Consider the following 26,301-nt stretch of genomic DNA (forward strand, 5'->3'; position numbering starts at 1 on the left):
GATCTGTTTCACACTTGTTATCTGGTATGACCTTTGTTAGCCTTTCGATTCTTTTCAAGGATGTTAGGTAGTATTGTAAATGAATCTGTATTTTAGACTGGTATGGTTATTCTTATGGCGTATACGCCACTGTAAAAAAATTGGCTTTTTAGGTACCAGCAAACTGGCTTATCGCGCCTTACCTAGCGACTGCGACATTAATTTTCATTTGACCAATTCTCGCTACCCCGCTTTTATGGATCTAGCTCGTACCTATATGATGGCTGAAATGGGTTTTTTGAAGCGTTTCATTAAGCTGGGTTGGATGCCAATTGTTAATGCTGCTGAATTTACTTATATCCGTGATATTAAACCATTTGCTCAGTTTGAAATTGAAACTAAGTTGGTGGGTTGGGATGAGAAGTACTTTTATATTGAGCAACGTTTTGTCAGTGAGCGCGGCTTGCACTGTATTGCCCATGTGCGAGGGGTGTTTGTGTGTAAACGTAAGCAGGTACCAATTCCTACCATGCTTGCAGAGGTTGGCTATGAGCAAGCTGCGCCAGAAATGCCTGCAGAGGTCGTAAAGTGGAAAGCATTTTTACAGCTTAAAAAAGAACGTAACTTACCGCCAGTACCATCAGAGCCTGTAGAGTTTAAGTCTGCGAGTTAAAGCTTTTTTGACACAATCGGTTAGGTATGTGCGCGTTGTTCACTTTGGTCACCTGTAGCTAAAGTGAGCTCTATTTCTTCTATCACTTGGTTTACAGATCCTCTTAACTTAGCTTGGATCCAATAGCGGCCTATATTTTGGTAATCAAGTAGATGTAATTCATGCTCTAGTGCATAAAGGCAAGGAATGAATGCGCAATCTGCTAGTGAAAAGCTATCACCACATACCCAATGATTATCTGCTAGGCGATGATCTATATTGTTTAGTATCGATAACAGGTCTTTTTCCAGCTGCTTAGTATTAATTTGGTTATTAGTTGCTTTGGCTGCTAGCCATAAATCAATATTGGGATCTAACAACATATCGCATTGTCTGTCGTATTGACGCACGTATAAGGCTTGGGTTTTCTCGATTGGAATAAGTTGGGTGCCTGAGCTGATGTAGTTATCGAGATATTCGATAATAATTGTGGCATCGTTGAAAGACTCGCCGGTTTGTATGTTGAGCAAAGGAAGGCGGCTAGAACGGTTTATTTGCAGAAAGCTACGCCTATTGAATGCGTTGTGAAGATCGATAATATGCGGATAAAAGCTTGCTTGCTTTTCATAGAGTGCAATCAATGTTTTTTGTGACTGGCGTGCCAGCGGGTGGTAATACAGATCCATAGCTTATTTCAGTTCGTAAATTGGGTAGTTACTATTAACTCTAGTCGTTAATATTAGGAGTCTCAATGCCACGCAAAATGCGCGGTACAGATAATGGACTGACTAATTCGGTAATCATTTTTTGCTTCAAACGCTTACTTGCTAACCTTGAGCGTTTAATTAGCGTGTGTTTTTTTAGATTGAGAAAGAATATGAGTCAAATTGAAAAGTTTGCTGCCATTTATACAAGGGCCGCAGAACGAAAAGGTGGTGATGCTGGATTAGAAGCCTTACTGCCGAGTGGCTTGAGTGATCAAGAGCTAACTCAATATAGTGACGCACAGTTGTTATCTGAGATCAGCAAAAAGGTATTTCAAAGCGGCTTTGTTTGGCGCATCGTTGAGGCTAAATGGCCCGAATATGAAAAGGCATTTTTTGGTTTTGAGCCTTTTAAAGTGTTGATGCTGTCACCGGAACAATTACAAGAGCGTGCTAGCGATCCTAAGCTTATCCGTCACCTGAAAAAAACCATGGCGATTTATGATAATGCGCACATGGTTAACGATATTGCTCGTGAGCATGGCAGTCTCGCTAAGTTAATTGCTGATTGGCCAAGTGAAGACATTACCGGCTTGTGGGCTCTACTTAAGCGCAAAGGTGTGCGCTTAGGGGGAAATACCGGGCCTTACTTTTTGCGATCAATGGGTAAGGACACCTTTTTATTAACCAATGATGTGCAAGGATACCTAAAAAGCCACGGTCTTGTGGATTATGGCTTTAGCTCAAAAGCGGGCATGAAGCAGGTGCAAGAGGTGTTTAATCATTGGCAACAAGAGTCTGGAAGAAGCTTGGCAGACATCAGCAGAGTATTGGCATGTAGCGTTGGAGACAACCGAATTTAGTGTTCACTACCAATGCTGAAATAACTAAGTGATTTAAACCTGCTAAGCGCTTTAAAGTAATGCTAAGTTAATGTTAATAAGCTATATCTTAATAGGTTGTGCTTAAACTAAGGGCTAACATGTTTTGGCTAGTTACGCCGCTGTTAACATAACTGAAACATACGTGGCTGATTTTATGCAAATATTTTCATTAGCTTACAATTTTAACGGGCATTTTTCTTGTTGGCTTGCGCCCATTATGAGATAAAGGTGCGTTATATATTCGACAAAAAAATATGCTTCCAAAGGTGGGTTTGACGGCACTTTCTGCTTTCAAAAAAAATATTACCGAGTAGATGGCTTTTATTAGGAGTTCTCATGCGGCAAATAGTGAAAATTGCCTCTGTTTTAAGTGTGGCGTTATGGATAACTGGCTGTGAGCAAAAACCTGAGCAAGGACCACAGCAACGTGGACCTATGGAAGTTGGTGCTCTGACAGTTACAGCTAAACCTCAATCGATTATGGTTGAATTACCAGGTCGCAGTAAGGCGTATTTGGAAGCAGAAGTGCGTCCACAGGTTAGCGGTATCATTATGACCCGTGGGTTTACTGAAGGTAGAGATGTCGAAAAAGGGCAGTCTTTATATCAGATCGAACCATCTACATATGAAGCGGCACTTGTTAGCGCAGAAGCAGATCTTACTAGCGCAAATGCAAGTCTAGTATCAGCTAAAGCTAAAGCTGTGCGTTTTGAGAAGCTAGTTAAGCTTAATTCTATTAGTGAGCAAGACTATGATGAAGCTGATGCAGCTTACAAAGAAGCGATGGCGCGTGTAACCGTTGCTAAAGCGGCAATTAACACAGCAAAAATCAACCTTGAATACACTAAAGTTACCGCACCGATTTCTGGTCGTGTTGGTAAGTCTGATGTCACTCCTGGTGCCCTTGTTACTGCAAATCAAAGCCAAACATTAGCTACGATTCAGCAGCTTGACCCAATTAACATTGATATTGCTCAATCGAGCGCGCAAATGTTACGTCTTAAGTCACAACTTAAACGTGGTCAAATTGAAGCCGCTGCAAACGCAAATGTAGAGCTAATCCTTGAAGACGGTACGCCATACGGTCAAACCGGTGTGTTGCAGTTTGCTGAAGTGACGGTTAATGAAAACACGGGTTCAGTTATTATCCGTGCAGAGTTTCCTAATCCGGATGGCGTGTTAATGCCTGGCATGTATGTACGTGCTGTGCTGAATACGGGTACTGATCCTGAAGCGATTCTAGTACCACAAAAAGCCATTACTCGTAACACCAAAGGTCAAGCGGTAGCTATGGTGATTGAAGATGGCAAAGTGGCTGCACGTATCGTGACAACTGCTGAAGTGATTGATAACCAATGGCGTATTATTGACGGCTTGAAGGTTGGCGATCAGCTAATCGTTGAAGGCCTGCAAAAAATTCGTCCAGGCGCGCCAGTAAAGGCGGGTCCTTTGGTCGCTGATAAGAAACCAGAAACACAACAGAAATAGGGCAGAGTTATGGCACGTTTCTTTATCGATCGCCCAATTTTTGCATGGGTTATCGCTATTATTGTGATGCTGGCGGGTGTGCTCTCAATTGTGGGCTTACCAGTATCGCAATATCCAAGCATTGCACCGCCGTCGGTAGTGATCAGTGCTGTTTATCCTGGTGCTTCGGCTAAGACGATGGAAGACTCAGTAACTCAGGTTATTGAGCAGCGAATGACAGGTATTGACCACCTTCGCTACATTACATCGACCAGTGATAGCTTTGGTAATGCGCAAATTACCTTAACGTTTAATGCTGAAGCCGATCCTGATATCGCGCAGGTACAAGTGCAGAACAAGCTACAGCTTGCAATGCCATTGTTACCGCAAGAAGTTCAGGCGCAAGGTGTTAACGTAAGTAAATCGAGTGCCGGTTTCTTGATGGTAGCGGCTTTCGTATCACAAGATGGTTTACTGGATAAAAACGATATTGCCGATTACGTAGGCTCTAACATTCAGGATCCGCTAAGCCGTGTTCCTGGTGTAGGTACTATCGAGCTATTCGGTGCGCAATATGCGATGCGTATATGGCTAGACCCTCTTAAACTGACTCAATATAACCTGACAAGCCAAGACATTATCTCTTCAATTAGAGAGCAGAATGCCCAGGTATCAGCAGGTCAGTTAGGTGGTGCTCCATCGGTTGCAGGCCAAGAGCTAAACGCAACGGTATCGGCACAAAGCCGTTTACAAAACGCTGAGCAGTTTAAAAAGATCATCATTAAAGCTGACACTTCAGGTGCGAAAGTATTCCTAGAAGATGTAGCGCGTGTTGAGCTGGGTGCAGAAAGCTACGCGGTTGAGTCATTTTACAATGGTAAACCTGCGGCTGGTATTGGTATTCAGCTAGCAACCGGTGCTAACGCATTGGCAACTGCTGAAGGCGTGCGAGCAAAAATCAATGAGATGAAGCCATTCTTCCCTGATGGGATGGAAGTGGTTTATCCGTATGACACAACCCCATTCGTTGAGAAATCAATTGAAGGCGTTGTGCATACGCTACTCGAAGCTGTTGTTTTAGTATTCTTGATCATGTACCTGTTCTTGCAGAACTTCCGTGCAACGCTAATCCCAACAATTGCGGTACCAGTTGTATTGCTAGGTACTTTTGCGATTTTGGCTGCAGCAGGCTTCTCAATTAACACCTTAACCATGTTCGCTATGGTACTGGCAATTGGTCTTCTGGTAGATGACGCGATTGTTGTGGTGGAGAACGTCGAACGTGTAATGCAGGAGGAGGGCCTCAGTCCGATTGAGGCTACCAAGAAATCGATGGATCAAATCACTGGTGCGCTAGTGGGTATTGGTCTAACGCTGTCAGCTGTATTTGTACCGATGGCATTTATGTCTGGTTCAACTGGTGTTATTTATCGTCAGTTCTCAATTACGATTGTGTCAGCAATGGCGCTATCTGTAATGGTGGCAATTATTCTAACTCCGGCACTTTGTGCGACCATGCTTAAGCCAATCGCCAAAGGTGAAAGCCACGTTAAAACCGGTTTCTTTGGTTGGTTTAACCGTAAGTTTGATGCCTTGACTTCTCGCTATGAAGCCAGTGTTGCGGCAATGATTAAGCGTACTGGCCGTACTATGATGGTTTACCTCGCAATTACGGTTGCAGTGGGCTGGATCTTCATGCGTATGCCTACAGCATTCTTACCAGACGAAGACCAAGGGATCTTGTTTACGCAGGCGATTTTGCCAGTGAACTCGACGCAGCAAGAAACCAAGGCTGTACTAGAGCGTGTTACTGATTTTTACTTGAATGAAGAAGGCAACAACGTTAAGTCAGTATTTAGCGTATCAGGCTTTAGTTTCGCAGGTAATGGTCAAAACATGGGTATTGCGTTCGTTGGTCTTAAAGACTGGGCAGAACGTAGTGAACCAGGTCAAGACGTACAGTCAGTTGCTAACCGAGCCATGGGCATGTTTATGGGGATGAAAGAAGCCTTTGTATTCGCCTTTGTTCCGCCAGCGGTAATTGAGTTAGGTACGGCTAACGGTTTCGACTTCTACTTGCAGGACAAGAATGGTCAAGGTCATGAAAAGCTGGTTGAAGCGCGTAACATGTTACTAGGTATGGCTGCACAGAATCCGAACCTAGTGGGCGTACGTCCTAACGGTCAGGAAGATGCGCCACTTTATCAAGTTCATATCGATCACGGTAAATTACGTGCATTAGGTATTGATATTGATTCAGTAAATAGCGTACTTGGTACTGCGTGGGGTGGTAATTACGTCAACGACTTTATCGACCGTGGTCGTGTGAAGAAAGTTTACGTGCAAGGTGAAGCCGAATATCGTATGCAACCAGAAGATTTAGACTCTTGGTATGTACGTAACGATAAAGGTGAAATGGTACCTTTCTCGGCATTCGCTTCGGGTAGTTGGCAGTATGGCTCTCCACGTCTAGAACGTTTCGGTGGTTTACCAGCGATGAACATTCAAGGTGGTACGGCACCTGGTTATAGTACCGGTGCAGCAATGGATGACATCGAAGCTATGGCTAAGAAGTTACCTCCAGGGTTTGGTATCGAGTGGAACGGTCTTTCTTATGAAGAACGTCTATCGGGTAACCAAGCGCCAATGTTGTATGCCTTGTCTATTGTGGTGGTATTCTTAGTACTAGCTGCACTTTACGAGAGCTGGTCGGTACCATTTGCGGTAGTGCTCGTTGTACCTCTGGGTATTATCGGAGCCTTGATTGCGATGAATGGTCGTGGCTTACCAAACGACGTATTCTTCCAAGTAGGTCTACTAACTACTGTCGGTCTAGCGACCAAGAACGCCATCTTGATTGTGGAATTCGCTAAAGAGTTCTATGAGAAAGGTGCTGGACTTGTTGAAGCGACGCTACATGCGGTTCGAGTGCGTTTACGTCCAATCTTGATGACGTCGTTAGCATTCGGCCTAGGTGTTGTGCCACTTGCTATCAGTAGCGGTGTTGGTTCTGGTAGCCAGAACGCCATCGGTACTGCGGTACTTGGCGGTATGATGAGCTCGACCTTTATGGGGATCTTCTTTATCCCAATCTTCTTCGTCATTGTTGAGCGTATGTTCAGTAAGCGCGAACGAGATGCAGCGAAAGCAGCAAAGGCTGAAGCTAAAGCCGCTAAAGCGAACAAATAACCTAAAGGTTACAGAGTTCACTCGCTAACACTAAAAAGCCCAGCAAATGCTGGGCTTTTTGTTATTAAAAGATAGGAGCTAGGACGGTGCTACGCACCTGCGAGGAAAAGCTAACAGCTTAACAGCTAAAGCCTACTCATAGTGCTTGGAATCTTTTGGTTGTTGCTTTCCTAGGTCCTAGAACCTCGGGCCTAGGATCTATCTTCTAATCCTTTCGCAGGCTCACTGCTAGGAAAAGCCAAAAGCAAAGGCTTAAGCTGGCTTATGGCGGCTGTAATCTTTTGATTGTTGCTTTGCCTAGGTCCTAGGACCTATCTTTTAAGACGTATCGGACAGCTTAGTAATAGAGCGTCGTTGTCTAATGTGCGTACCTGACATTCTGTTGCTGTTATTAAGCCATATGCAGCAAGGCCATTGTTGCGCGGAATAGTGGTTGAGCCTGGATTGAATAACAAAATATCATCGCGATACTCAGCAACAGGAATATGGCTATGACCATAAAGTAAGGCGTCACCGCTTTGCAGTGGCGGCAGGTTGTCTGGGTTGTAAATATGGCCATGAGTTAAGAATAAACGCATTTGTGCTAGTAATACGTGAGCGTAGCTGGCTGTGATCGGAAACTGCAGTAATGCTTGGTCGACTTCGCTGTCACAGTTACCGCGTACGGCAATGATTTTGCCACTGTAGGCATTTAATGCCTCAGCTGTCGCCACCGGATTATAGCCGTCAGGGATGGCATTGCGTGGGCCATGGTTGAGCAAGTCGCCTAAGAGGATAAGGTGATTTGCACCTGACTCTTCAAAGCGTGCCAACATAGCTTGGGTTGCTGTTAATGATCCATGCAGATCAGAAGCAATAAATAGTTTCATAAGCGAGGGTTAGCTCTACAGACAATAGTAACAAGGCGGTTAATACGACCTTGTTCGGTGTGGATTTTGCTAATTATAGTCGCTAACTCGTAGAGCGAGTGTGAGATAAGACTAAAAAGGCTTAGCAAATAAATTGCTAAGCCTTTTTTCTATTGCAATAAAGCTCAACCTTTAAGGCGTGTAATAAGTCGCTGCACCTGGGCCAACTGGTAGGCCAATCACGAATACCCAGATAAAGAAGAAGCAGGTCCAACCGATAAAGAATACGATTGAATAAGGCAGCATGGTAGCAACTAGCGTACCAATACCTAGGTTCTTTTTGTACTGCGAAGCAACGGCCAAAATTAATCCAAAGTAACTCATCATCGGAGTGATGAGGTTGGTTACTGAGTCACCAATTCGGTAAGCAGCCTGAATCGTTTCCGGCGCGTAACCCACTAGCATCAACATAGGCACGAAGATAGGTGCGGTTACTGCCCACTGGGCTGAAGCACTACCTAGCATTAAGTTGATAAAGCCACACATCATAATAAACAACACGAATACCAGTGGGCCTGTAAGGCCAACAGCATTTAGTGCGTCTGCGCCAGATACAGCCAACACAGCACCTAAGTTAGTCCACTTAAAGAAAGCCACAAACTGCGACGCAAAGAACACTAAAACGATATACATGCCCATGCTACTCATACTGCTAGACATAGCATTAATGACATCAATATCGCGCTTCATACTGCCTACAACACGGCCATAGACTAAGCCTGGAATGGCAAAACACACAAAAATAAACGCTACAATTCCTTTAAGGAAAGGCGAGCCGGCAACTAAACCGGTTTCTTGATTTCGAAGTGGTGCACCTTCTGGAATAATGGTTAGCGCCAGAATTGCTGACATCACAAGTACAGTTAAACCGGCGATTTTAAGGCCTTTTTTCTCAAGGGCACTTACTGTATCCATCTTCTGTTCGCTAAGGTCAATCGCTGCTTCGCTAGCATCGTATTTACCTAGTTTGGGCTCAACAATTTTCTCGGTAACGAATGCACCTAAGAAGGTGATTAAGAAGGTTGAGACAAACATAAAGTACCAGTTTACTTCAGGGCCAACTAGGTAGTCTGGATCGATCATTTGCGCTGCTGCTTCGGTGATCCCTGATAGTAAGGGATCGACAGTGCCCAGCAGTAAGTTAGCACTGTAACCGCCCGATACGCCGGCAAATGCCGCCGCAAGGCCTGCAAGTGGATGACGCCCTAAAGAGTGAAAAATCATCGCCGCCATTGGAATCAATACCACATAGCCTAGCTCTGATGCTGTGTTCGACACGATACCAGCAAACACCAAGGTGAGTGTGACTAAGCGCTTAGATGCGCCCATTACCAGCAAACGCATTGCAGCAGACAATAAGCCTGAGCGATCGGCAATGCCTACACCTAACAAGGCTACAAGTACGGTTCCAAGAGGAGTGAAGCCGGTAAAGTTAGTCACCAAATTGGAGACTATCATCCGCAAACCTTCAGCATTCATTAAACTGACAACGTGAATAAGTCCGTCGGCACTGCGGCCTGATGCACCTTCTGGGCGTGGATCGACAACGGTTAATTCAAAGTAACCAGCGATTCCGCTAATCACTACAACTGCAGCGCAGAACATGGCAAAAAGAGTAATAGGGTGAGGCAGCAAGTTACCTAGGCGTTCAACTACATTAAGGAAGCGGACAAACCAACCACTCGGCTGATTATTAGGATCGGAAGGGACATCACCTGGCAAAGGCAGGCTGTCGCCATTATTGGAGCTCATAGGGTCTTCCTTTAATAATTATTATTTTGTTATTTTTATTCTACTTATGTGCGGCAAGAGTAGCTACTAATAAGGACTTCTTGTTAAGCCAATGTGGCATGATGGCGAGATATAATTAATTAAACCTTAAATCGGTTGGTTTTATGGTTTTTACTATGGGTTGGCATTACCTGAATAGGTACGGTTTTACTGCTACTTTGTGGCTTTTTTTCTTAGTGAGCGGAGATAATTTTTGGCTAAAAAAAAGGACTCATATTGAATGAGTCCAAAAGGGATGATTCGCTGTTTCCGTTGGGAGTGGAATTACTATAGCTAGGGTTAGCTGTATCAAAGCTGAATGGACGAAATGAGCAAGATTAACCCTTGTTAATCTTGCTTATCTTTATAAATAAATACAGCTTAAGCCTTTTGTTTTTCTATCTGGTTTATTGTTTTTTAGACAAAAAAAAGGACTCATTTTTGAATGAGTCCAAAGGGGATATATGAATTACATGTCCGTTGGGGATGTGATTAATATAGCTAAGGCAAGCTGTACTAACACTGAATAAAGTATCAACAACTTAGCAAGATAAAATGATTGTGATGTTTTTTTGGAAGCGAGCTTGGGTAGCAAATAGATGCAAACAAAGAAGTAGTAATAAAGTTAAATAAAAGTGCCAATTAGTTTGTGTATTTAGTAGGATAAAGTGAGAAAACCGAAGAGATAACTATTTAGTTGTATAAAAAAACACTACTTGGTGATGATGTTTTATCGTTGATTTTTAACGTTTTTATTAAACAGCTAGTGCAAATGGTGTACACCTTGGTTGACTTTCAATTGCTTAGGTTAAATCAATGGCTAAAGTCAGAAAAGTCTGACTTCTTCCTGCATTTTTCTAGGCTATTTAAATGAGTTTTGTGTTTACCAGGTTAAAAAATACCGCTAAAAGTCGGGTTGGCTGATATGTTAGATACTGGATTTCATGGCTTAAATCAGTAACAGTATTGGCGGCAAGTAGAAGGTATTTGACAGTTTCAATCCTACAACCATGGATTCGCTCCAAACTATATAAATAAAAAAAGAACAGACAGGAAGTACAAATGGAAGGGATATTATTAGGCTTAGGCCTTGCCGTGATTATCGGTTACCTGTGGTATGTGAGTTTAATTAAAAAGCGCAATACGGGGCGTGAGGCTCTATCGGGCATTGATGTACAGCTAAAAAAGCGCTCCAACTTAGTGCCTAATATTCTTAAAATTGCTCAAAAGTATATGGACCATGAAAAGTCCTTACTGACAGAAATCACTGAGTTAAGAGCCCTTGCTACCAAGGGATATAATGAAAGCGATCCCCGTTCGGTAAAAAGTCATCTTGAGGTTTCTGAAAAGCTCAACCAAAAGGTGTCACAGCTGATGGTGTCGGTAGAAAATTACCCCGAACTCAAATCTGACAATACCATGCTGCAAGCAATGCAGACTTACAATGAAGTTGAAGCGCAATTATCTGCAGCTCGACGCTTTTATAACTCCGCTGTATCTGAACTTAATACTGCGGTAGAAATTTTCCCTGGTTCGATTATTGCTAAGATGGCTAATGTAAAAGTGATGCCTTTCTATGAGGCTGATGAAGCAGCAAAAGCCCCTGTAGATGCGGCTGACTTCCTAAAGTAATGATTAATAACCGCTAACACTTATTTAATTTTTGGCCGTTTGAAGGTGTTAATTCTTAGGGGTTATAGACATTATGCATCTGCTTTCCTTTGTGTTCGGTGCGCCAATTAGGGCTATTCGTAATAGTAATAATCTAGTGGCTGATCCTGCTGAAATTGCGCAATTCAAACAATATTATCAGCAGCATTTAGAGCCGCTGACCAGTAAGTTTGAAAATGCTCGTGTCGCGAGTTTAAAGGCTTGTCGTCAGCGTTTGTACCTTTGCGCTGCTATCTACCTTGGTATTGTTATTTTGGCGTTTATGTTTATGCCATATATGCACTTATCTGAGCCATTGATGGTTTATTTTATCGGCTTCGTTGTATTGGCTTTACCGCTTGTATGGTGGCTCTACAACCCAATAAAACATTATAAAAAAGACGTAAAACTCAAGATTTACCCACTGATTTTTAAGTACTTCGGTCAAGACTTTATTTTCAGCGTCGATCATAAAATGAGCCTGTCTGCGCTAAAGGCTTCAAAGTTATTACCCTATTATGAAGACGCGAACTTTTTTGACTATGTACAAGGTACCTATAACGGAGTTGAGATAGCCTTAAATGAATTACACCTGACTAAACAAATTAGGCGTGATAAATCCACCGATACGGTGAGTGTATTTAAAGGCGTCATGATAGAGCTCAGTAGTCATAAAGATTTTCGGGGACACACTGTGGTGGTTAAAACCCGTGGTAGTTTAGTTAATTTCCTATCGGATTCATTTAAAGGCTTGGAGCGAGTTAGGCTAGAAGATCCGGTTTTTGAAAAGCTATTTGATGTGTTTTCTACTGATCAAATTGAGGCGCGCTATCTGCTTACTGTGAGTTTTATGCAGCGCTTACAGGCACTATCGGCTAGTTTTGGCAATAAAATTCAATGCGCTTTTTACCGTAATCAGCTACTGATTATGTTGGGGAGTAAGGGTGATCGTTTTGAGATGGCCTCTATATTTAAGCCCGCGACATTTCAATACGAATTTAGTCAGATTAATAAAGAGATGAAGCAGTTATTCGCTATAGTTGATGTGTTGCAATTGGAACGGGCGACAGGTTTATGATTAAACAAGGATACTTGGTTGGATTACTATTGTTATCGGCAAATGTCATCGCTGAGGTCAGTAAACCGCACTTTGTTGCTAAGCCTTCAGATAAAAGCGTTTTAGGTAAAGCGTCTGAATCAAGTAAAGCAGCGGTAAGTGCTAATGTGAGTCAAGAAACTAAGCAAGGCGATAAAGTTTACCACTATCGCACTGCAGACGGCGGGTTGGCTTTTTCTGATAGAGCGCCAGAGGAAGGTCATTATCAAGTATTGTTGTTCGATTGCTATGCTTGCTCGCCAAAATCCAATGTAAATTGGTTCTCTATACCGTTATTTACCACTCTTTATCAGCAGCAGATTGCCATTGCGGCCAAACGGTATCAACTTGATCCGGCATTAATTCGTGCCGTTATCCACGCAGAATCGGCCTTTAAGCCCGCAGCTTTATCAAAAGTTGGTGCACAAGGCTTGATGCAGTTAATGCCTGAAACGGCTAAAGAGCTCGGCGTAAATGATGCCTTTCATCCAGCGGAGAATATCCTTGCTGGTAGCCGTTATTTAGCCAACTTACTGGATAGATTTGATGGCGATATTGCTTTAGCTTGCGCAGCATACAACGCTGGAGCCTCTAGGGTTGAGCAGTATAAAGGCATACCACCCTACCCAGAAACTCAAGCATATGTAGAGCGAGTGCAAATACTGCTTAAACGTTATCGAAGTGCCTAGTGTTACGCTACTGCGACTTGGTTTAGCGGCAAAGTATGCGCTTGCTTAGCGCGCGAGCGGATATCTAACCACACCATTGGCACTACAATTAAACATAAAGCGATGTTAGATAAAGGCATCGCCATCCACACGCCATTTACCCCTAAAAACTTAGGTAATATCATTAGAAATGGAAGCTGGATTAGCATATTGCCACAGGCAATAACCAGTGCTTTCACCCCTTGGTTGGTTGCCATAAAGTAGATGGACGAAAGTGCGATAAAACCATCTAGCGGCATAGCAAACAGGTGCATCTTAATGCCATCAATCGCAGTGGTTATAAGTAAAGGGTCATCATTGTTAAACAGTCCAACCATGGTTTCTGGCAATAAGTTGAGCAGTAGCACCCAGCTAGTACCGGCAATTAAGGTTACCTTTACAGATAGCTTAAGCATCTTGTTAATATTTTCATGCTGCTCGGCACCGTAGTAATAACTCACGGGCGGCTGCATACCCTCAGCGATACCTTCTGCCACTAAGTAATACAACACCATCAAGTAACCAACAATGGCAAAAGCACCAACTGTCAGTGGCGTGCCATATTCAGTGAATAAGCGGTTATGCAACGCGAATACAAAGCTAGTGTACAAGTACATAAATAGGCTTGAAGATCCTAATAGTACGATTTGCTTGGCAAAGGGAGCGTTAAACCAGCTAAATGTGCTCGACCAGTTAATGCTGCTTTTAGCTGAGCAAAAATAGATCAGGCCTAAGATACAAACTACGACTTGGGCACTAATGGTCGCTATTGATGCGCCCAATAAACCAAAGTCGAATACGCCTATCAATAGATAGTCGAGAGCGATATTGATAAACGCACCTAACACCATTAAGCCGGTGGCGAAGTTAGGGCTTTCATCATTACGGATGAGTAGTGGCAAGGCTGAGGCGATAACCGTAATCACTGCGCCCCAAGTGAATACGCTAATATATTCCTGCGCCATGACTAAGGTATTGCCAGCACCGCCTTGAGCTTCAAGGAAGAAATCGCTAAAGACGGCTAAAATTGTAGTCGATATGGCAGCTAAACCAAGCATAAGTATTAAGCTGCTAGTCAAAATAGTTGGTGCTGCGCGTGTGTCACCCTTACCGCGTTGAATCGACAGTAAGCTACCGCTACCCATGCCCACCATGATGCCAAAACCCACCATAAAGTAGATCACTGGCCAAGCCATATTGATAGCCGCTAGTCCTTCAAAACCTATGTAATGGCCAATAAAAATACCGTCAACGATTTGGTATAAACCGTTAACTAGCATGGCGGCAATCGCTGGCAAGGTGTAACGCCAAAATGTGCGGCTAATGGACTGAGCTTGGGTGTTTTCGATGCTTGCTTCTAACATGGGAATATCAATATTGAACAATAAAGCTCGGCAAGTTACTCTGTATTTGAGATTGAATAAAGTTAGTTACTATCTGTTTTTATTATAGGTGAGTAGGCGATGAACTGGACGATTGATGAGCTTAATGCATTTGTAAACTCGGTAAAGCTCGGCTCATTTTCCGCTGCCGCGCGCAAAATGGGCAAAGCGCAGTCGCGTATTAGTACGGCAATTAGTAACTTAGAGGCGGGGTTAGGCTTTGAGTTATTTGACCGCAGCGCTAGACTGCCAGTGCTTACGACACTTGGTGAAGAGATGTATATTGAAGCGCAGTCAGTACTCGCTCAATGCCAACGCTTAAATGCCCGCGCAATGACGGTGACATCTGGTGAGGAAATCACCCTAACGGTTGCTATGGATGAAGCCGTTCCTGTGACCGCATTTGAAGCCTTGTTTCAGCGAATATCGACGCAATTCCCACTGCTTAAATTGACGATTATTAATGGATCGCAAGAGGACATCGCTGCATGGGTTGATGCAAAACGTGCTGATATCGGCATTATGTTTCACTCGTCGACCATGCTACCTGATTCACTCGACTTTATGTCGATAGGCCAGTTTAAACAGAGCTTAGTGGTTGCGCCATCTCACCCGCTAGCAGCCAGCCTCGCGCCGACATTAGAACAACTCATGCAATATCGGCAGCTGGCTATTTGCGATATTACTGGGCAATCGCAAATCCCGCCTTTGTCGGCAAATTATTGGTATATCGATAGCTACTATTACATAGTTGCTCTGGTATTGCAGGGCGTCGGCTGGGCGTTGGTGCCTGAGCATGTAGCTAAATCAGACTGGTATATTGAAGATCTTAGCGAGCTTTCAACTGAATATATAACTGAACCATTGCTGGTGGAAATGGGCGTAGTCAATCGCCGCGATAAACAAATAGGCCCGGTAATGCATTGGTTGTTTGATGAGTTGCATTCGGTGTTGCACTAGCGACATATCGTGATAGCTAGCAGACATACCTATTAACAATTCTTTACTGCTTGGCTCTGGTTTAGCTGCAGGATTTTGCTACTGTGTTGTTTAAAATAACAACAAAGAATGCGCCTATTATGCTACCTACTTCCTCTATAAACAGCCGCGTGCTATCAAGCGTGGCAATGTTATCTCTTTTATTGCCTGCAGTCGCAATTGCTAAGCAAGGAACATCAAGTTCAGCAGCTCCTTCGATGGAAGACATGCGTTTATACGATATCGCTAACGCGGCCTCGGCGAGTCGTTTGCATAAAGATGTGGCTAAACTGGTGAGCTTTGGCACGCGACATACTTTGTCTGAAACCGAGTCTGACACGCAAGGTATTGGCGCGGCAAGGCGTTGGATCCATGCTGAATTTGAGCAAATATCTAAAGACTGCGGTGGCTGTTTAGAGGTGATAAGTTTAAGTGATACCGTGACGGGGAAACGTATCCCTAATCCCACTGAAGTGGTTAATGTTATTGCCATTCAACGCGGCATGCTTGACCCAAAACGCGTGGTGATGATGAGTGGTGACATTGACTCACGTGTGACTGATGTGATGAACGCTAAATCCATTTCTCCCGGTGCTAATGATAACGCTTCTGGGGTTGCGGGTGCGATAGAAGCGGCGCGGGTGCTATCGCAGTATCAATTTGCAGGCACCATTGTTTATGCTGCGTTATCTGGTGAAGAGCAGGGCTTATATGGCGGTGCGACGCTAGCACAGTATGCTAAAGATAACGACTGGCGAGTTGAAGCGGTTCTTAATAACGACATGATAGGTAATATTGCCGGAATTAATGGCGTTATCGACAATCGTTCAGTGCGAGTGTTTTCAGAGGGAGTGCGCATTGCCGAAACACCTGATGAAGCTAAAGAACGTTACTTTAGTGGTGGCGAGAACGATTCTGCATCGCGAAATCTCGCTCGTAAGATTAAAACGTTAGCTGATCAATACATGACAAATCTCGATGTTATGTTGGTATACCGTTTAGATAGATTTGGCCGTGGTGGCCACCATTTACCGTTTAATAAAGCTGGGTTTCCAGCGGTACGGATTATGGAAACCAATGAACATTACGATCGGCAGCATCAGGATATCCGTGTAGAAAACGGCATTGCTTATGGTGATGTGATTGAGGGGGTCGATTTTGATTTTAACGCCAAACTGACCGCCCTTAATGCGATTAGTTTAGCCTCTATGGCGTGGGCGCCAGCGCCGCCAACTGAAGTGACCATAGCGGGTAAAGTCTCTGCTAATACTACATTAAGTTGGCAGCCAAGTGATGCGCAAGACATAGTGGGTTACCGTGTCTTTTGGCGCTTAACTGCAGAGCCTGAATGGACCCATCGCCGCTATGTTGGTAAGGTCGAGTCATTCACCTTGAATAATATGGTGATCGATAACTACCTATATGGGGTTGCCAGTGTGAGTGCCAATGGCAATGCAAGTCCGGTAGTTTTCCCCGGCGCTGCAGGCGCATTTTAAAGCGACCTGATTGAGTCGTTTTTTGAATAATTAGAGCAAGGATTTATGCAAAAGCTTATGAAAGAGCTAGTACAAAGGACTGTGATTATATTGTTGATCAGCACAGCAATAACAGGGTGTTCATCAAACTCAATGACTAATGCTGGCTGTGACTTTGTCAGTGGCGCACATAGCAATGCGGAGCAAAGAGAGCAGCGGCAAGTGATTGGCGGCAGTTCGGAATCATCAGCGAATAATAGAGATACTGAGGTTGGGATCATCAATGCCATTTTCGGCGTGTTTAGTCGGCAAGCTAACGATGACGAAGAGTGTTTATAGGCATCAGGTACTAGGACGCTCGCAGGCTCACTGCTAGGATGGTGCTACGCACCTACGAGGACGCCAACAAGTTGGCTACTAGGAAAAGCTAAAAGCAAAGGCCTAAGCTGACTCATGGCAGCTGTAATCTTTTGATTGTAGTTTTTCCTAGGACCTAGGACCTTTCTTTGCTTTCCTAGGCTCTATCTTTTATTCCGGCACTTCTTGCTTAACCGTTGTCTTACCGCCGTTATGACCAATGCGACGCTCTAAGTAATCCAGCATCTCTTTAGCGGTAGTATCTAGCTGCCAAGGTGGGTTAATGATCCACAGACCAGCTGCTGTCATGCCAAACTCATTACTATCAGGCTTAATCGCTTGCTCGATACGTAATTGGTTTTTAATGCCGCTTTCAGCTAATAGCTTCAGCATGCCTTCGGTTTGATCGCGATCTACAACCGGATACCACAACATAAACACACCGGTAGAAAAGCGTTTGTGGGCTTTAATAATGGCTTTAGCCACATCTTGGTAGTCGGTTTTGATTTCGTAACTTGGGTCAATCAAAATGACGCCGCGACGCTCAAGTGGCGGTACTGCAGCAATCAGGCCTTTAAGGCCATCGCCTTTGATAACGCGTACAGCGCGATCACCGCTAAATTGCTCATCCAGGGTTAAGAAGTCAGTACTGTGCAGTTCGTGCAGTACCATGCGGTCTTTTTCACGCATGTTCATGTCAACAAAAGCAGGTGAACCTGGGTAGAACTCTAACTCCGCTTTACCTTGGTTGAAGTGTTTTACATCTTCGATGTATTGCACTAAAGACTCTGGTAAGTCGGTTCTTTCCCACAGTCTGGCAACACCATCTAGATATTCACCGGTTTTCTTTGAAAACTCATCAGTTAATGCGTAACCGCCAGCGCCTGCATGGGTGTCGATATAAGCCATAGGCTTATCTTTTTTGTGCATGAGTTTAAGCACTTGTAGCAAAATAGCGTGCTTGAGAACATCGGCATAATTGCCTGCGTGGTAGCCGTGACGATAACTTAACATTGCGTATAAACCAAAGATGAACAGAGCGCTGATTATATACCCAAACCGCACAGATGTGCAGAATTCAGTAGTCCCCGACCGTTCAGATTGCGGCCAATAGAGGCTATTTGACAGCTGATTGGCTCAAATAGTCGATCACAACTTAAGCGTTTGGCGCTGCATCCACATAATATTGTCACTCACTAGTGGCAGTTGCCATATCGCAGTGCCATCGTCTTGGTAGATGCGGTAGAAACTTAATTGCTCTTGCGTTAAGTGCTGTTTCCTTAGGGCAAGGTAAATAGTTTGCGCGGTATCAGACAGTGCATTGGGTGACGATAGGGTGGTTTTACCAACCTCGATATCAAAACGTTCGACAGTACGTTGTTGCCATTTCTCAGTCTTACGTTTGAAATGACCGCGAATTTCGTAACGGATCGGTGTGGTGTAACAGTCTTCGTCAGTGATACAGGCGGCGAAGTAAAAGATACCGTTATCAGGTGCGAGATCGACTAATGAAATACGAATGTCGCTGCGAACAAGGCGATGATCGTCAATAGCGAAGTAAAGATCGCCATGATAGATCTGCTCTTTTAAATCCCCTTGATGCTTCTTAAGCTCCGGCAAATCCAACTTGTTATAGGTCTTCTGCTCCATCCTGATCTTAGTGGTTAAAAAGTCAGATAACTCTAGTTGGCTACCGTGATCGGTTTCGCTACTGATATTAATTAGTTGTTTGCCACTGCATTGATTTTGTTGATAGTCAGGACAAATGGCAAAGCTGTCCATCTTGTCGCTGAGGAGTGCAAAACTGGTAAAGCTACTAAAAGGGGCTTGCCAATTAGGCTCGTCATTGATTTGGTTTTTTAAGCGCTTGTTGGTGCTGTCGGCGGATAATTGTGGCTGCTTAACGGCAGTGAAAACGCGAATATTACCGGCAATACTGCTTAGCTTACTGTTTACTAGGCTTTCGTTATAAGGCGCTTGATGGTGGTTAAGATAAGCGTAACCGAGCAAGATAACTGAGACGATAACCGCACCGGCAAACAGTAACGCAGCCTTGGGCTTTTTTAAGCGGTAGTGGTGATTGCTTTGAGCCGCGATATGCAACACATAACCATGCCTAGGAATGGTTTTAAATTCAACTTCAGGGTAGTTAGCCAGCTTTTTCCTAAGCACACTAATACACTGTTGCAGTGATGATGCAGACACCACTCTGTCTTGCCATCCCGCTTCTAGTAAGGCTTCGCGAGTAATTAGAGTACCTTGATGCTTGAGCATCAACTGTAGCACTGCGGTCTCGGCGAAGCTGAGTTCGATACGTGACGAGTCTTCAGCATCAACTAGATGTTGCTGAACCACGTTTAAGCTTAGCGTTGACGTTAGTTGCACAGGTATTCTCTAATAAAACAGATATCTAATTCAGTATATTCTGACCTTTATTACGGTGGAAATTGAAGCCCGTAAACTTTGATCCAGTTCCAGCTTTATGCAAAGGTTGCTGACTGGCTCAATAATATTTGTCGAACATTTAAAAAGTTGCAGCCCAACACAAAGTGCTGGGCTGCTTGATATCTTTTGCAGGGACATCAATTACTTTTTGGGTTTAACCTTAAAGGTTGTGCACCTGTTTAAGGTTGTCTAGCGAGTGACAAACGGCGCACGCTTCAACTTGCAGCTCGTTTGCGGCAACGCCGAATCGACCACCGTTTTGCTCCATATGAGCACGTACGGCTTTGTTGATCACCATCTTACCGTTAGCGTCTTCTTGTTTGGCATGACACGCGTAACACGTCGCTGAAACGGGGGAGGTGTAAGCATCAACCGTGATATCGGTTGCTGGGTGAGCACGTGAATCTGGATCGTAGTCCAAGTCTAGTGCTAATGGACGACCCACAGCCGTTAGACGGTCAACGCCAAAGGTGTCGCCTTCGTGGCAGCGGTAACAGTTAGCTTTATCTGCTGGGAACTCGATATTACGCACGCCGTTGTCACGATCTTGAGTCGCTCGTTGATTGGTATGTAGTGAGTGCATCCATACTTTGTGATCAGGGTGGCTCACGGTTAACTGCTCAACATAATCCCAATCGCTTGGTTTAGTGTGCATTTCACGAATCGCCTGAGTCGGCGGCGTGTTCGGGTTATGGCACGCTAAGCATGGGTCAACGATATCAGCTGTAGAGCTTAAGAAACCTGGCTTACCACCTGGCATCATAGCGCGCTCTTCAAACGGACGAATATGCTCGCCTAACTCATCGTGATCGTGACCTGAGAAGCAAGTCGTATCGGCTAGTTCTTTGTTGATCTCCGTTTTGCGGCTGTGACAGCTACGGCAAGCAAGCTCGGTGTTGTCGTTAAACTCATCGTAACCATGGCAAGTACCACAAGTTTTGTTGCTAACAATTACCGGGCGTTTGGCTTCTGGTGCGTCAGTTAGGCCATCTTTATCGAAGAACCAACGCTTGTTCGCTTCAGCGTTTTTAGTGTGGCCTGCTTGGTCACAGCTCACTAGGTTTTGTGCGCTATCGAAGCAGTAAATAAAGCGGTTAGTGATAAAGCCTGCATCATCAATTAAGTCGCCTGAGATGGCGTCTTGAGTAACAATTGGGCCCATTAAGTAAGTAAACACATTGTCTTGTGAGCCATGTAGCGGTGTACGCTCACGCTCGCCAGCGGGTGTGTTACCACTGCCGTCTTGGGTAATGTCTTTCTTGTTACTCTTAACAAAAATGCTGTAACCACGGCTGGTGGTAAAGTCGACTGAGGTGCCCCAGTTAACATATAGCTGCAGGTTCTTAATCCAATCGGCATCGGCAGGATTGTTGTTAGCAACGCTAATGCGTTCGCCTTGGCGGTCAAGCAGCGCAAAGCTGATTTCAGCGTAATGCTCACCATCTTGTTCAACCAGCTTGGCTTTTTCTAAGCTGATATTAACAATATTTCGCTGATCTTCTGCTACCGCGTTTTCTGACTTACTTAAATGTACCTCGTAGGTATTTTCTGGCGAGTGACAGGTCAAGCAGTTGCCATTATCAGGTTGGGTGCTGTGATCGTAAACAGGGTTAGTTGTCATGTCATGACAGCTAGAACAGGTTTCACGCGTTGGTACTAGGTTCCAGTTGGTCGCTTGAAGCTCTGATTCGCTGACCTCTTTGCTATGACAGCTTGCACAATTGCCTAGCGCCTGAGGTGTTATACCAATATGCGCGGTGTGAGCCAGTACCGGCCAAACCATCTCTGGGTTATCCATATTGTTGCTGGTGTGGCAACTTGCACAGTTTTCAATGTTAGCGCCGCCGTGCTTAATCGACGCGATATCATCGTGACAGCTCAAACATGAGCTACCGTCGATAATGCCGCGGTTATCTGTGACTTCGCTACCATCCACTTTAAAGTCTGAGATAACTTCAGTTGCTGGAACATTGTCAGTTGCTAGTACGCTAAATAGGACGCGTTGGGTAAAGTCGCTGTTATGACTTACATCGCTCATGGCAAGTGGCGCATTCATGGTGTAGCGGTAGCTACCGTCCATGTTATCAACTAAGGTACCTTCACAGCCTTTAGCTGGCGAACAGGTTTCACCTGCGAGCTTTTGCCATTGTGAGCGCTCGCCTTCAATTTGTGGCAACAATTGTGCTGCGTTGACTTTAATTGCAGCAATTTTTATTACTGGAATAGCAAGTTCGTTCTCGGCGCTGAAGTCGATACTCAGTACGTTATCGGTAATTGTGGTGCTAGTCAGTGTTAGCGTTAATACTTCGGCTTGAGTGCTGGTGTTGCCGCCCGGCTGACCATCTTCGCCGTCTTTTCCGTCATCACCAGAACATGCGGTCATACCGATTGAGCATGCAGCAAGAAACGTGGCGTAGCACAGCTTCTTATTAAACGTTTTTGGATTCATCATCATTTTTATCCTACTTATTTCTTTTTAGAGCCGTTTGATTTATCAACGACAGAAAAAGTGTGCCTTAAGCAGATCGACTAGGATGTGAACATCTACCTACTTATAGTTATCTTGAAGTTTTTTAGGCAGATTTCAGTTGCTTTGAGCTGTTTTGAGGCTTTTTGAGGGGATAAATTGCCCGAAATAAGCCTAATTTATGTAAAACAGGCACTGGCGGTTGATATGGTTTCTTAGCGAGGAGTGGTATTATCTGCAGGTTAACACTCAAACATAGAGCCTAATTGTGACCAGCATTTTCTTTAATCGACATTACCCTACAATCGAATCAGCCTGTGAGCGCTGGGGGCTGGTTTATGATGCCGACGCTGAGTTTGAGTTGGTATTTGAAGATAATATCTTGACGCTAATCAAGCGTGATGAGCCAAAGCTGAAAGGTATTTCGGTTGATTTCGTATCTGGCGCTGTGGCGCATCGCCGTAAGTTTGGTGGTGGTCGTGGTCAATCGATTGCAAAAGCCGTAGGTCTTAAGCAGGGTGTGATGCCTACCGTGGTTGATGGTACTGCCGGTCTTGGCCGTGACGCCTTTGTATTAGCAAGCCTTGGTTGCAAGGTGTTAATGGTTGAGCGTCATCCGATTGTGGCTGCACTGTTAGAAGATGGTTTACGCCGTGCTTATGAAGACGCTGAAATTGGTAGCTGGATGCAGGATCGTATGAGCTTGTTTCACGGCTCTAGTATTGACTCATTAGCTGATGCAGCGCAGGCGACAAACACTGAAGTGGATGTGGTGTATTTAGATCCTATGTATCCGCACCGTGAAAAATCAGCACTAGTTAAAAAAGAGATGCGCGTGTTTCAGTCATTAGTTGGCGCCGATCTTGATGCTGATGGCTTATTAGCACCGGCTATGGCACTCGCCACAAAGCGCGTAGTGGTTAAGCGCCCTGATTATGCCGATGACTTAGATGGTGTAAAACCTAGCATGGTGATTGCCACTAAGAAAAACCGTTTCGATGTATACGTAAAAGCGGCGATGACGGCTTCGTAAGATAACAAACAGTTAATTGTGTTGGCATTTTGTCGCAACTGCCAAGTACCAGCTATATAGCCCCTTATTAAACTCGATAGTAAGGGGCTTTTTGTTACCTCATATTTGTTACTCACAACGCCAGTAACGCTAGGAAATAGGCAATTTTCGGTATTATTCGATAGCAAGATAGCGCGGAACTGATTAGTAAATGCTATTGATTTACATGGCATTATCAGAGACCATCTGCTTTGTGGTCGTTGTTGCTGAGTATGTTTACCTATGAATTATTATTTGTTGTCCGCAGTATTTGAACCTGATGAAGCGAGCTTCACAGAGCATCAACCTCAGCAGCTTAACTTTTATCATACAGAGCCTAAATCATTTGCTACACCGCCTGTTGTTAGCCTAGATGCCTTTTATGAAGGCCGGGCAATGTCTGACTTTTTAAAACTCGGTATTGGCTTTTTAGCTAGCGAAAAAGTGCAAAGAATCTTCCAGATAAACGGATTTACCGGAATACAGTTTGTGCCTGTAGAAGTGCATTGTGACACTGTTAGCAACGGTTATTCTTTTATGAATTGTATCGCGGATTATGATCTACTTGACCCTTTAGCATCTAATGCCAAACGCTTTAAAGAGGTGATTGGTGGCTATGCTAAGGTGTCGAGCGAAAAGCTCGATACTCTGAAGTTTTTGCAGTGCATAATTGCTCACGACTGCTTCACCTTATCGAATTACAAACAGGTTTATTATGTCAGCGAACGAGTCAAGCTAGCGTTAGAGCAAGCCGGTGTTCGTGGGATCGCTTTTGTCCCTGCGGATTTCGCCGCTACATCGACATAAGTTTATGCTTGCTTGAGATCATTATGGAAAATGCACAAAAGTATCTAAGCCTTTATAACAAACTTGCCGAAGATCGCCTGCAATGTTTTGCTGAGACATACCCTTACATCCGTTCATGGGATGAGTTGCAGCAATTATATAGCGTTGAACTTGAGCCAGAAGACACTGTTAAGTTACTTGCAAATCGAGATGACTTGCCAAAGGCGATAGCGAGATGTCTACAAGATACTCAGCCGGTTGAGCTATTTGGATGTTATCAAGCGTTCAAGACTCAGGATTGCCAGATGCTTAATGACGTTATCTTTCAGTCCACAAGGCAAAGACTATTATCGAGCGCCATCACTGCTGGTGGCACTGACCACAGCAGTTTTTATCACAATATAATGGCTGCTTTTGCGTGTAATGACTTTGAGGTGATGCATACATTTGCACCTGCTGACTTACCATTTTGCAAGTACCCCTACTACAACGCGCCAGCGCTGAATCTAATGACCTCTCTGTATTATCAAGATCAGGCTAAGCAAGCAGAAGCATTAGCTTTGGCTGAAAAATTTTTGAAAAAAAAGCTGCCAATCTTAGATGCTGCAGTTATCAATTTTCTAGTGGCGCTGATGCAAGGTGATAGTAAGCGCGCGAGTGAGGAGCTGCAGCAAGCTAGTCTTGGCTTTGCGCGTAGCCGGATGTATGGCGCACTCGATAAATGTTTTGTACTTGAACTACACGGGCTTTATAACTTCGCTCGATGTGTTGAGCCTGAGTTATTTGTACAAATCAGTTTGCCAAGCGGTGCTGTTTTTTCGAAAGCGTTCGCTGAGTGGCAGCGTGATAATGCTTATGTAATGGGTAAGATTTATTATCAGTATCCGCCAGAACGAGAGCTAATGAATTTGATTTTAATGGCCAAACTGCCGAAAGTGACGCTGGTAGAGCATAAGAAAAATAGCTTTATGCAGGATGAGTCAGCATTTTTGAATAAGTTAATCGATGCCATAACGCCAATCGGAAAAGCGATGGAGATACAGTGAGCGCAACAGTCAGTATTCAAGACACAGTATTAATTCCATTTATTCGAAGTATGTATCAAAAAGCCTCCTTAGCTATCGGCTTAGGTTTTCTAATTGGTGCGTGTTTTTATGATGCTCAGGCTATTTCGCTGGTGCTAACCATTTTCGCAACTCTTTATGTGATTGTCAGTTTTGTTTTTAAACCTAAGTTACGCCAGCAGATTTACCTTCAAGATGACGAACTGCGGGTATCAAAGTCGGCGCGAATGTCTGCCTTTGATAAATGGGTGTTTGGTTGCTTCATTGTGATTGCGGCAGCGAGTAACTTCTATGCTTTGGCGAATATCACCATGCAAATGGTTGGTGTTGTGGCCTATCAAATCTGTCTATCTGTATTGGTTTATAGACGATTGCATCGGCAAGATGAGCTCGTTTTACCTTTGGCTGAGAAATATATGCTGCTGGAGAACAAGCAGTCTAACTGTTTGCTACTGCAAAGGTTTGATATCTATTTAGTAAAACAGTCTGTTGAAGTGTTCCCGCTGCTAGCTGGTGAGGAAGTGGAACAAAGCGAAGCTAAGCAGCGTGAGCTTGTATTTGTTGGCACGATCTCTCTTGAAGAGAACCCATTCGATGGCGATGATGCCAAAACGGTTATTGCGCAGCTCAATCAGCACCTATCCATGATGACGGGGCACACAATCACTAAACAGTCGTGGCGTGATGGAGTAAAGATATTTTTATTGAGCTTCACTGGTTTATACGCTTACGTTTTTTGGCTGCCAGGTCTGTTTAAGTTTATGTTTCCTGTTGGCCGCTATCGAAATAAGTTCGGTGATGTTATTTACAGGACTGAGTCAATGTCAGATGGGGGCGTGATCTTTATGATGGTCATTGCGTTTATCATGCTCGCCCTGCCTTGTTTGGCCTACATATTTAGCTTTTATAGTGATGTTAAGTCTCGAACCTTTAAGTCCGTTTGCATCACTAAAGATGCAACTTGGCTGCTAACTCCCGGCATAAATGGCCATGATTCGAGAAAGATATCATGTGCCGAAATCGCTTATATTAGTCACGCCGATGTTCAAGTTGGAGCCGAAGATAATGCTCCGCTACGTTTATCTATCGACGGTGATATAAAGCTAATTGGAGTGGATAATAATCTCATTCCATTAAGTGGTTGGGCTTGGAGCGGCCGATATATTCTCAATCATTTAGTTCAGCTAGGGCTACCAGTAAGGTTAGCGCTGCAAGATAACCAGCCAAAGGTTGCAACCTAGTAGATTGACTCACTTAAGAGCGAGTGGATGAGGTATTGGTTGTCATTAA

At 44.1% G+C, this 26,301-nt stretch carries 21 protein-coding genes; 14 read left to right on the forward strand and 7 right to left on the reverse strand.

What is annotated here, in order from left to right:
* Positions 1-79: 79 nt before the first annotated feature.
* Positions 80-652, forward strand: coding sequence for a thioesterase family protein (locus tag AB4298_RS02115; protein ID WP_248999857.1), 573 nt, complete (start codon positions 80-82; stop codon positions 650-652).
* A 20-nt stretch (positions 653-672) separates the two neighbouring features.
* Here the strand turns inward: AB4298_RS02115 and AB4298_RS02120 are convergent, their stop codons facing one another.
* Positions 673-1,317 (reverse strand): glutathione S-transferase family protein, encoded by a 645-nt coding sequence (locus AB4298_RS02120; RefSeq protein WP_371985593.1) that lies wholly within the window; start codon positions 1,315-1,317, stop codon positions 673-675.
* A gap of 191 nt (positions 1,318-1,508) precedes the next feature.
* Here AB4298_RS02120 and AB4298_RS02125 point away from each other — a divergent pair, with 191 nt between their 5' ends.
* The 3 genes from AB4298_RS02125 (at position 1,509) to AB4298_RS02135 (ending at position 6,875) form a co-directional block, all read left to right on the forward strand.
* Positions 1,509-2,198, forward strand: a complete 690-nt coding sequence (locus tag AB4298_RS02125) for a DNA-3-methyladenine glycosylase I (RefSeq protein WP_371985633.1) — start codon at positions 1,509-1,511, stop codon at positions 2,196-2,198.
* A gap of 357 nt (positions 2,199-2,555) precedes the next feature.
* On the forward strand, positions 2,556-3,707 hold the full coding sequence (locus tag AB4298_RS02130; RefSeq protein ID WP_248999854.1) for an efflux RND transporter periplasmic adaptor subunit: 1,152 nt from the start codon (positions 2,556-2,558) through the stop codon (positions 3,705-3,707).
* 9 nt (positions 3,708-3,716) lie between these two features.
* Positions 3,717-6,875, forward strand: coding sequence for an efflux RND transporter permease subunit (locus AB4298_RS02135; protein ID WP_371985594.1), 3,159 nt, complete (start codon positions 3,717-3,719; stop codon positions 6,873-6,875).
* Positions 6,876-7,186: 311 nt separating this feature from the next.
* Here AB4298_RS02135 and yfcE read toward each other — a convergent pair whose 3' ends face one another.
* The gene (yfcE, locus tag AB4298_RS02140; protein WP_371985595.1) at positions 7,187-7,744 is read right to left on the reverse strand and encodes a phosphodiesterase; all 558 of its coding nucleotides are present in this window, start codon (positions 7,742-7,744) and stop codon (positions 7,187-7,189) included.
* Between the two features lie 171 nt (positions 7,745-7,915).
* Positions 7,916-9,535 carry an AbgT family transporter gene (locus tag AB4298_RS02145; protein ID WP_248999851.1) on the reverse strand — a complete coding sequence of 540 codons (1,620 nt, stop codon included), beginning with the start codon at positions 9,533-9,535 and terminating at the stop codon, positions 7,916-7,918.
* A gap of 1,080 nt (positions 9,536-10,615) precedes the next feature.
* Here AB4298_RS02145 and AB4298_RS02150 point away from each other — a divergent pair.
* The 3 genes from AB4298_RS02150 to AB4298_RS02160 all read left to right on the forward strand — a co-directional run bounded on the left by AB4298_RS02150 (position 10,616) and on the right by AB4298_RS02160 (position 12,988).
* Positions 10,616-11,185 carry a LemA family protein gene (locus tag AB4298_RS02150; protein ID WP_371985596.1) on the forward strand — a complete coding sequence of 190 codons (570 nt, stop codon included), beginning with the start codon at positions 10,616-10,618 and terminating at the stop codon, positions 11,183-11,185.
* A gap of 73 nt (positions 11,186-11,258) precedes the next feature.
* Complete coding sequence (locus tag AB4298_RS02155; protein ID WP_371985597.1) at positions 11,259-12,281, forward strand: DUF3137 domain-containing protein; 1,023 nt, start codon at positions 11,259-11,261, stop codon at positions 12,279-12,281.
* The gene (locus tag AB4298_RS02160) at positions 12,278-12,988 is read left to right on the forward strand and encodes a lytic transglycosylase domain-containing protein (protein ID WP_248999848.1); all 711 of its coding nucleotides are present in this window, start codon (positions 12,278-12,280) and stop codon (positions 12,986-12,988) included. Before AB4298_RS02155 ends, AB4298_RS02160 begins: the two co-directional genes overlap by 4 nt.
* A 2-nt stretch (positions 12,989-12,990) precedes the next feature.
* On the opposite strand, the gene AB4298_RS02165 is transcribed toward AB4298_RS02160, so the two are convergent.
* Positions 12,991-14,370 carry an MATE family efflux transporter gene (locus AB4298_RS02165; RefSeq protein WP_371985598.1) on the reverse strand — a complete coding sequence of 460 codons (1,380 nt, stop codon included), beginning with the start codon at positions 14,368-14,370 and terminating at the stop codon, positions 12,991-12,993.
* A gap of 99 nt (positions 14,371-14,469) precedes the next feature.
* Here AB4298_RS02165 and AB4298_RS02170 point away from each other — a divergent pair, with 99 nt between their 5' ends.
* The 3 genes from AB4298_RS02170 to AB4298_RS02180 all read left to right on the forward strand — a co-directional run bounded on the left by AB4298_RS02170 (position 14,470) and on the right by AB4298_RS02180 (position 17,180).
* Entirely contained in the window at positions 14,470-15,348 is an 879-nt protein-coding gene (locus AB4298_RS02170; RefSeq protein WP_371985599.1) for a LysR family transcriptional regulator, read from the forward strand.
* Between the two features lie 167 nt (positions 15,349-15,515).
* A complete protein-coding gene (locus tag AB4298_RS02175) occupies positions 15,516-16,862 on the forward strand; it encodes a M28 family peptidase (RefSeq protein WP_371985600.1) in 1,347 nt (448 codons plus the stop codon).
* A gap of 45 nt (positions 16,863-16,907) precedes the next feature.
* A complete protein-coding gene (locus tag AB4298_RS02180; protein WP_248999844.1) occupies positions 16,908-17,180 on the forward strand; it encodes a hypothetical protein in 273 nt (90 codons plus the stop codon).
* A gap of 189 nt (positions 17,181-17,369) precedes the next feature.
* Here AB4298_RS02180 and AB4298_RS02185 read toward each other — a convergent pair whose 3' ends face one another.
* The 3 genes from AB4298_RS02185 to AB4298_RS02195 all read right to left on the reverse strand — a co-directional run bounded on the left by AB4298_RS02185 (position 17,370) and on the right by AB4298_RS02195 (position 22,098).
* Positions 17,370-18,212 carry a 23S rRNA (adenine(2030)-N(6))-methyltransferase RlmJ gene (locus AB4298_RS02185; RefSeq protein ID WP_371985601.1) on the reverse strand — a complete coding sequence of 281 codons (843 nt, stop codon included), beginning with the start codon at positions 18,210-18,212 and terminating at the stop codon, positions 17,370-17,372.
* A gap of 135 nt (positions 18,213-18,347) precedes the next feature.
* Positions 18,348-19,583, reverse strand: a complete 1,236-nt coding sequence (locus AB4298_RS02190) for a winged helix-turn-helix domain-containing protein (RefSeq protein ID WP_371985602.1) — start codon at positions 19,581-19,583, stop codon at positions 18,348-18,350.
* A gap of 220 nt (positions 19,584-19,803) precedes the next feature.
* Positions 19,804-22,098 (reverse strand): multiheme c-type cytochrome, encoded by a 2,295-nt coding sequence (locus tag AB4298_RS02195; protein WP_371985603.1) that lies wholly within the window; start codon positions 22,096-22,098, stop codon positions 19,804-19,806.
* 280 nt (positions 22,099-22,378) lie between these two features.
* Between AB4298_RS02195 and AB4298_RS02200 the strand changes: the two genes are divergently transcribed.
* From AB4298_RS02200 to AB4298_RS02215, 4 genes are all read left to right on the forward strand, one after another.
* Positions 22,379-23,143 carry a class I SAM-dependent methyltransferase gene (locus AB4298_RS02200; protein ID WP_371985604.1) on the forward strand — a complete coding sequence of 255 codons (765 nt, stop codon included), beginning with the start codon at positions 22,379-22,381 and terminating at the stop codon, positions 23,141-23,143.
* A 261-nt stretch (positions 23,144-23,404) separates the two neighbouring features.
* On the forward strand, positions 23,405-23,968 hold the full coding sequence (locus AB4298_RS02205; RefSeq protein ID WP_371985605.1) for an imm11 family protein: 564 nt from the start codon (positions 23,405-23,407) through the stop codon (positions 23,966-23,968).
* A 23-nt stretch (positions 23,969-23,991) separates the two neighbouring features.
* Positions 23,992-24,993, forward strand: coding sequence for a hypothetical protein (locus AB4298_RS02210; protein WP_371985606.1), 1,002 nt, complete (start codon positions 23,992-23,994; stop codon positions 24,991-24,993).
* Positions 24,990-26,252, forward strand: coding sequence for a hypothetical protein (locus AB4298_RS02215; protein ID WP_371985607.1), 1,263 nt, complete (start codon positions 24,990-24,992; stop codon positions 26,250-26,252). The genes AB4298_RS02210 and AB4298_RS02215 overlap by 4 nt, the downstream gene beginning before the upstream one ends.
* The last annotated feature ends 49 nt before the right edge of the window (positions 26,253-26,301 follow it).

Source organism: Shewanella sp. 10N.261.52.F9 (assembly GCF_041471165.1).
GTDB lineage: Bacteria > Pseudomonadota > Gammaproteobacteria > Enterobacterales > Shewanellaceae > Shewanella > Shewanella marinintestina.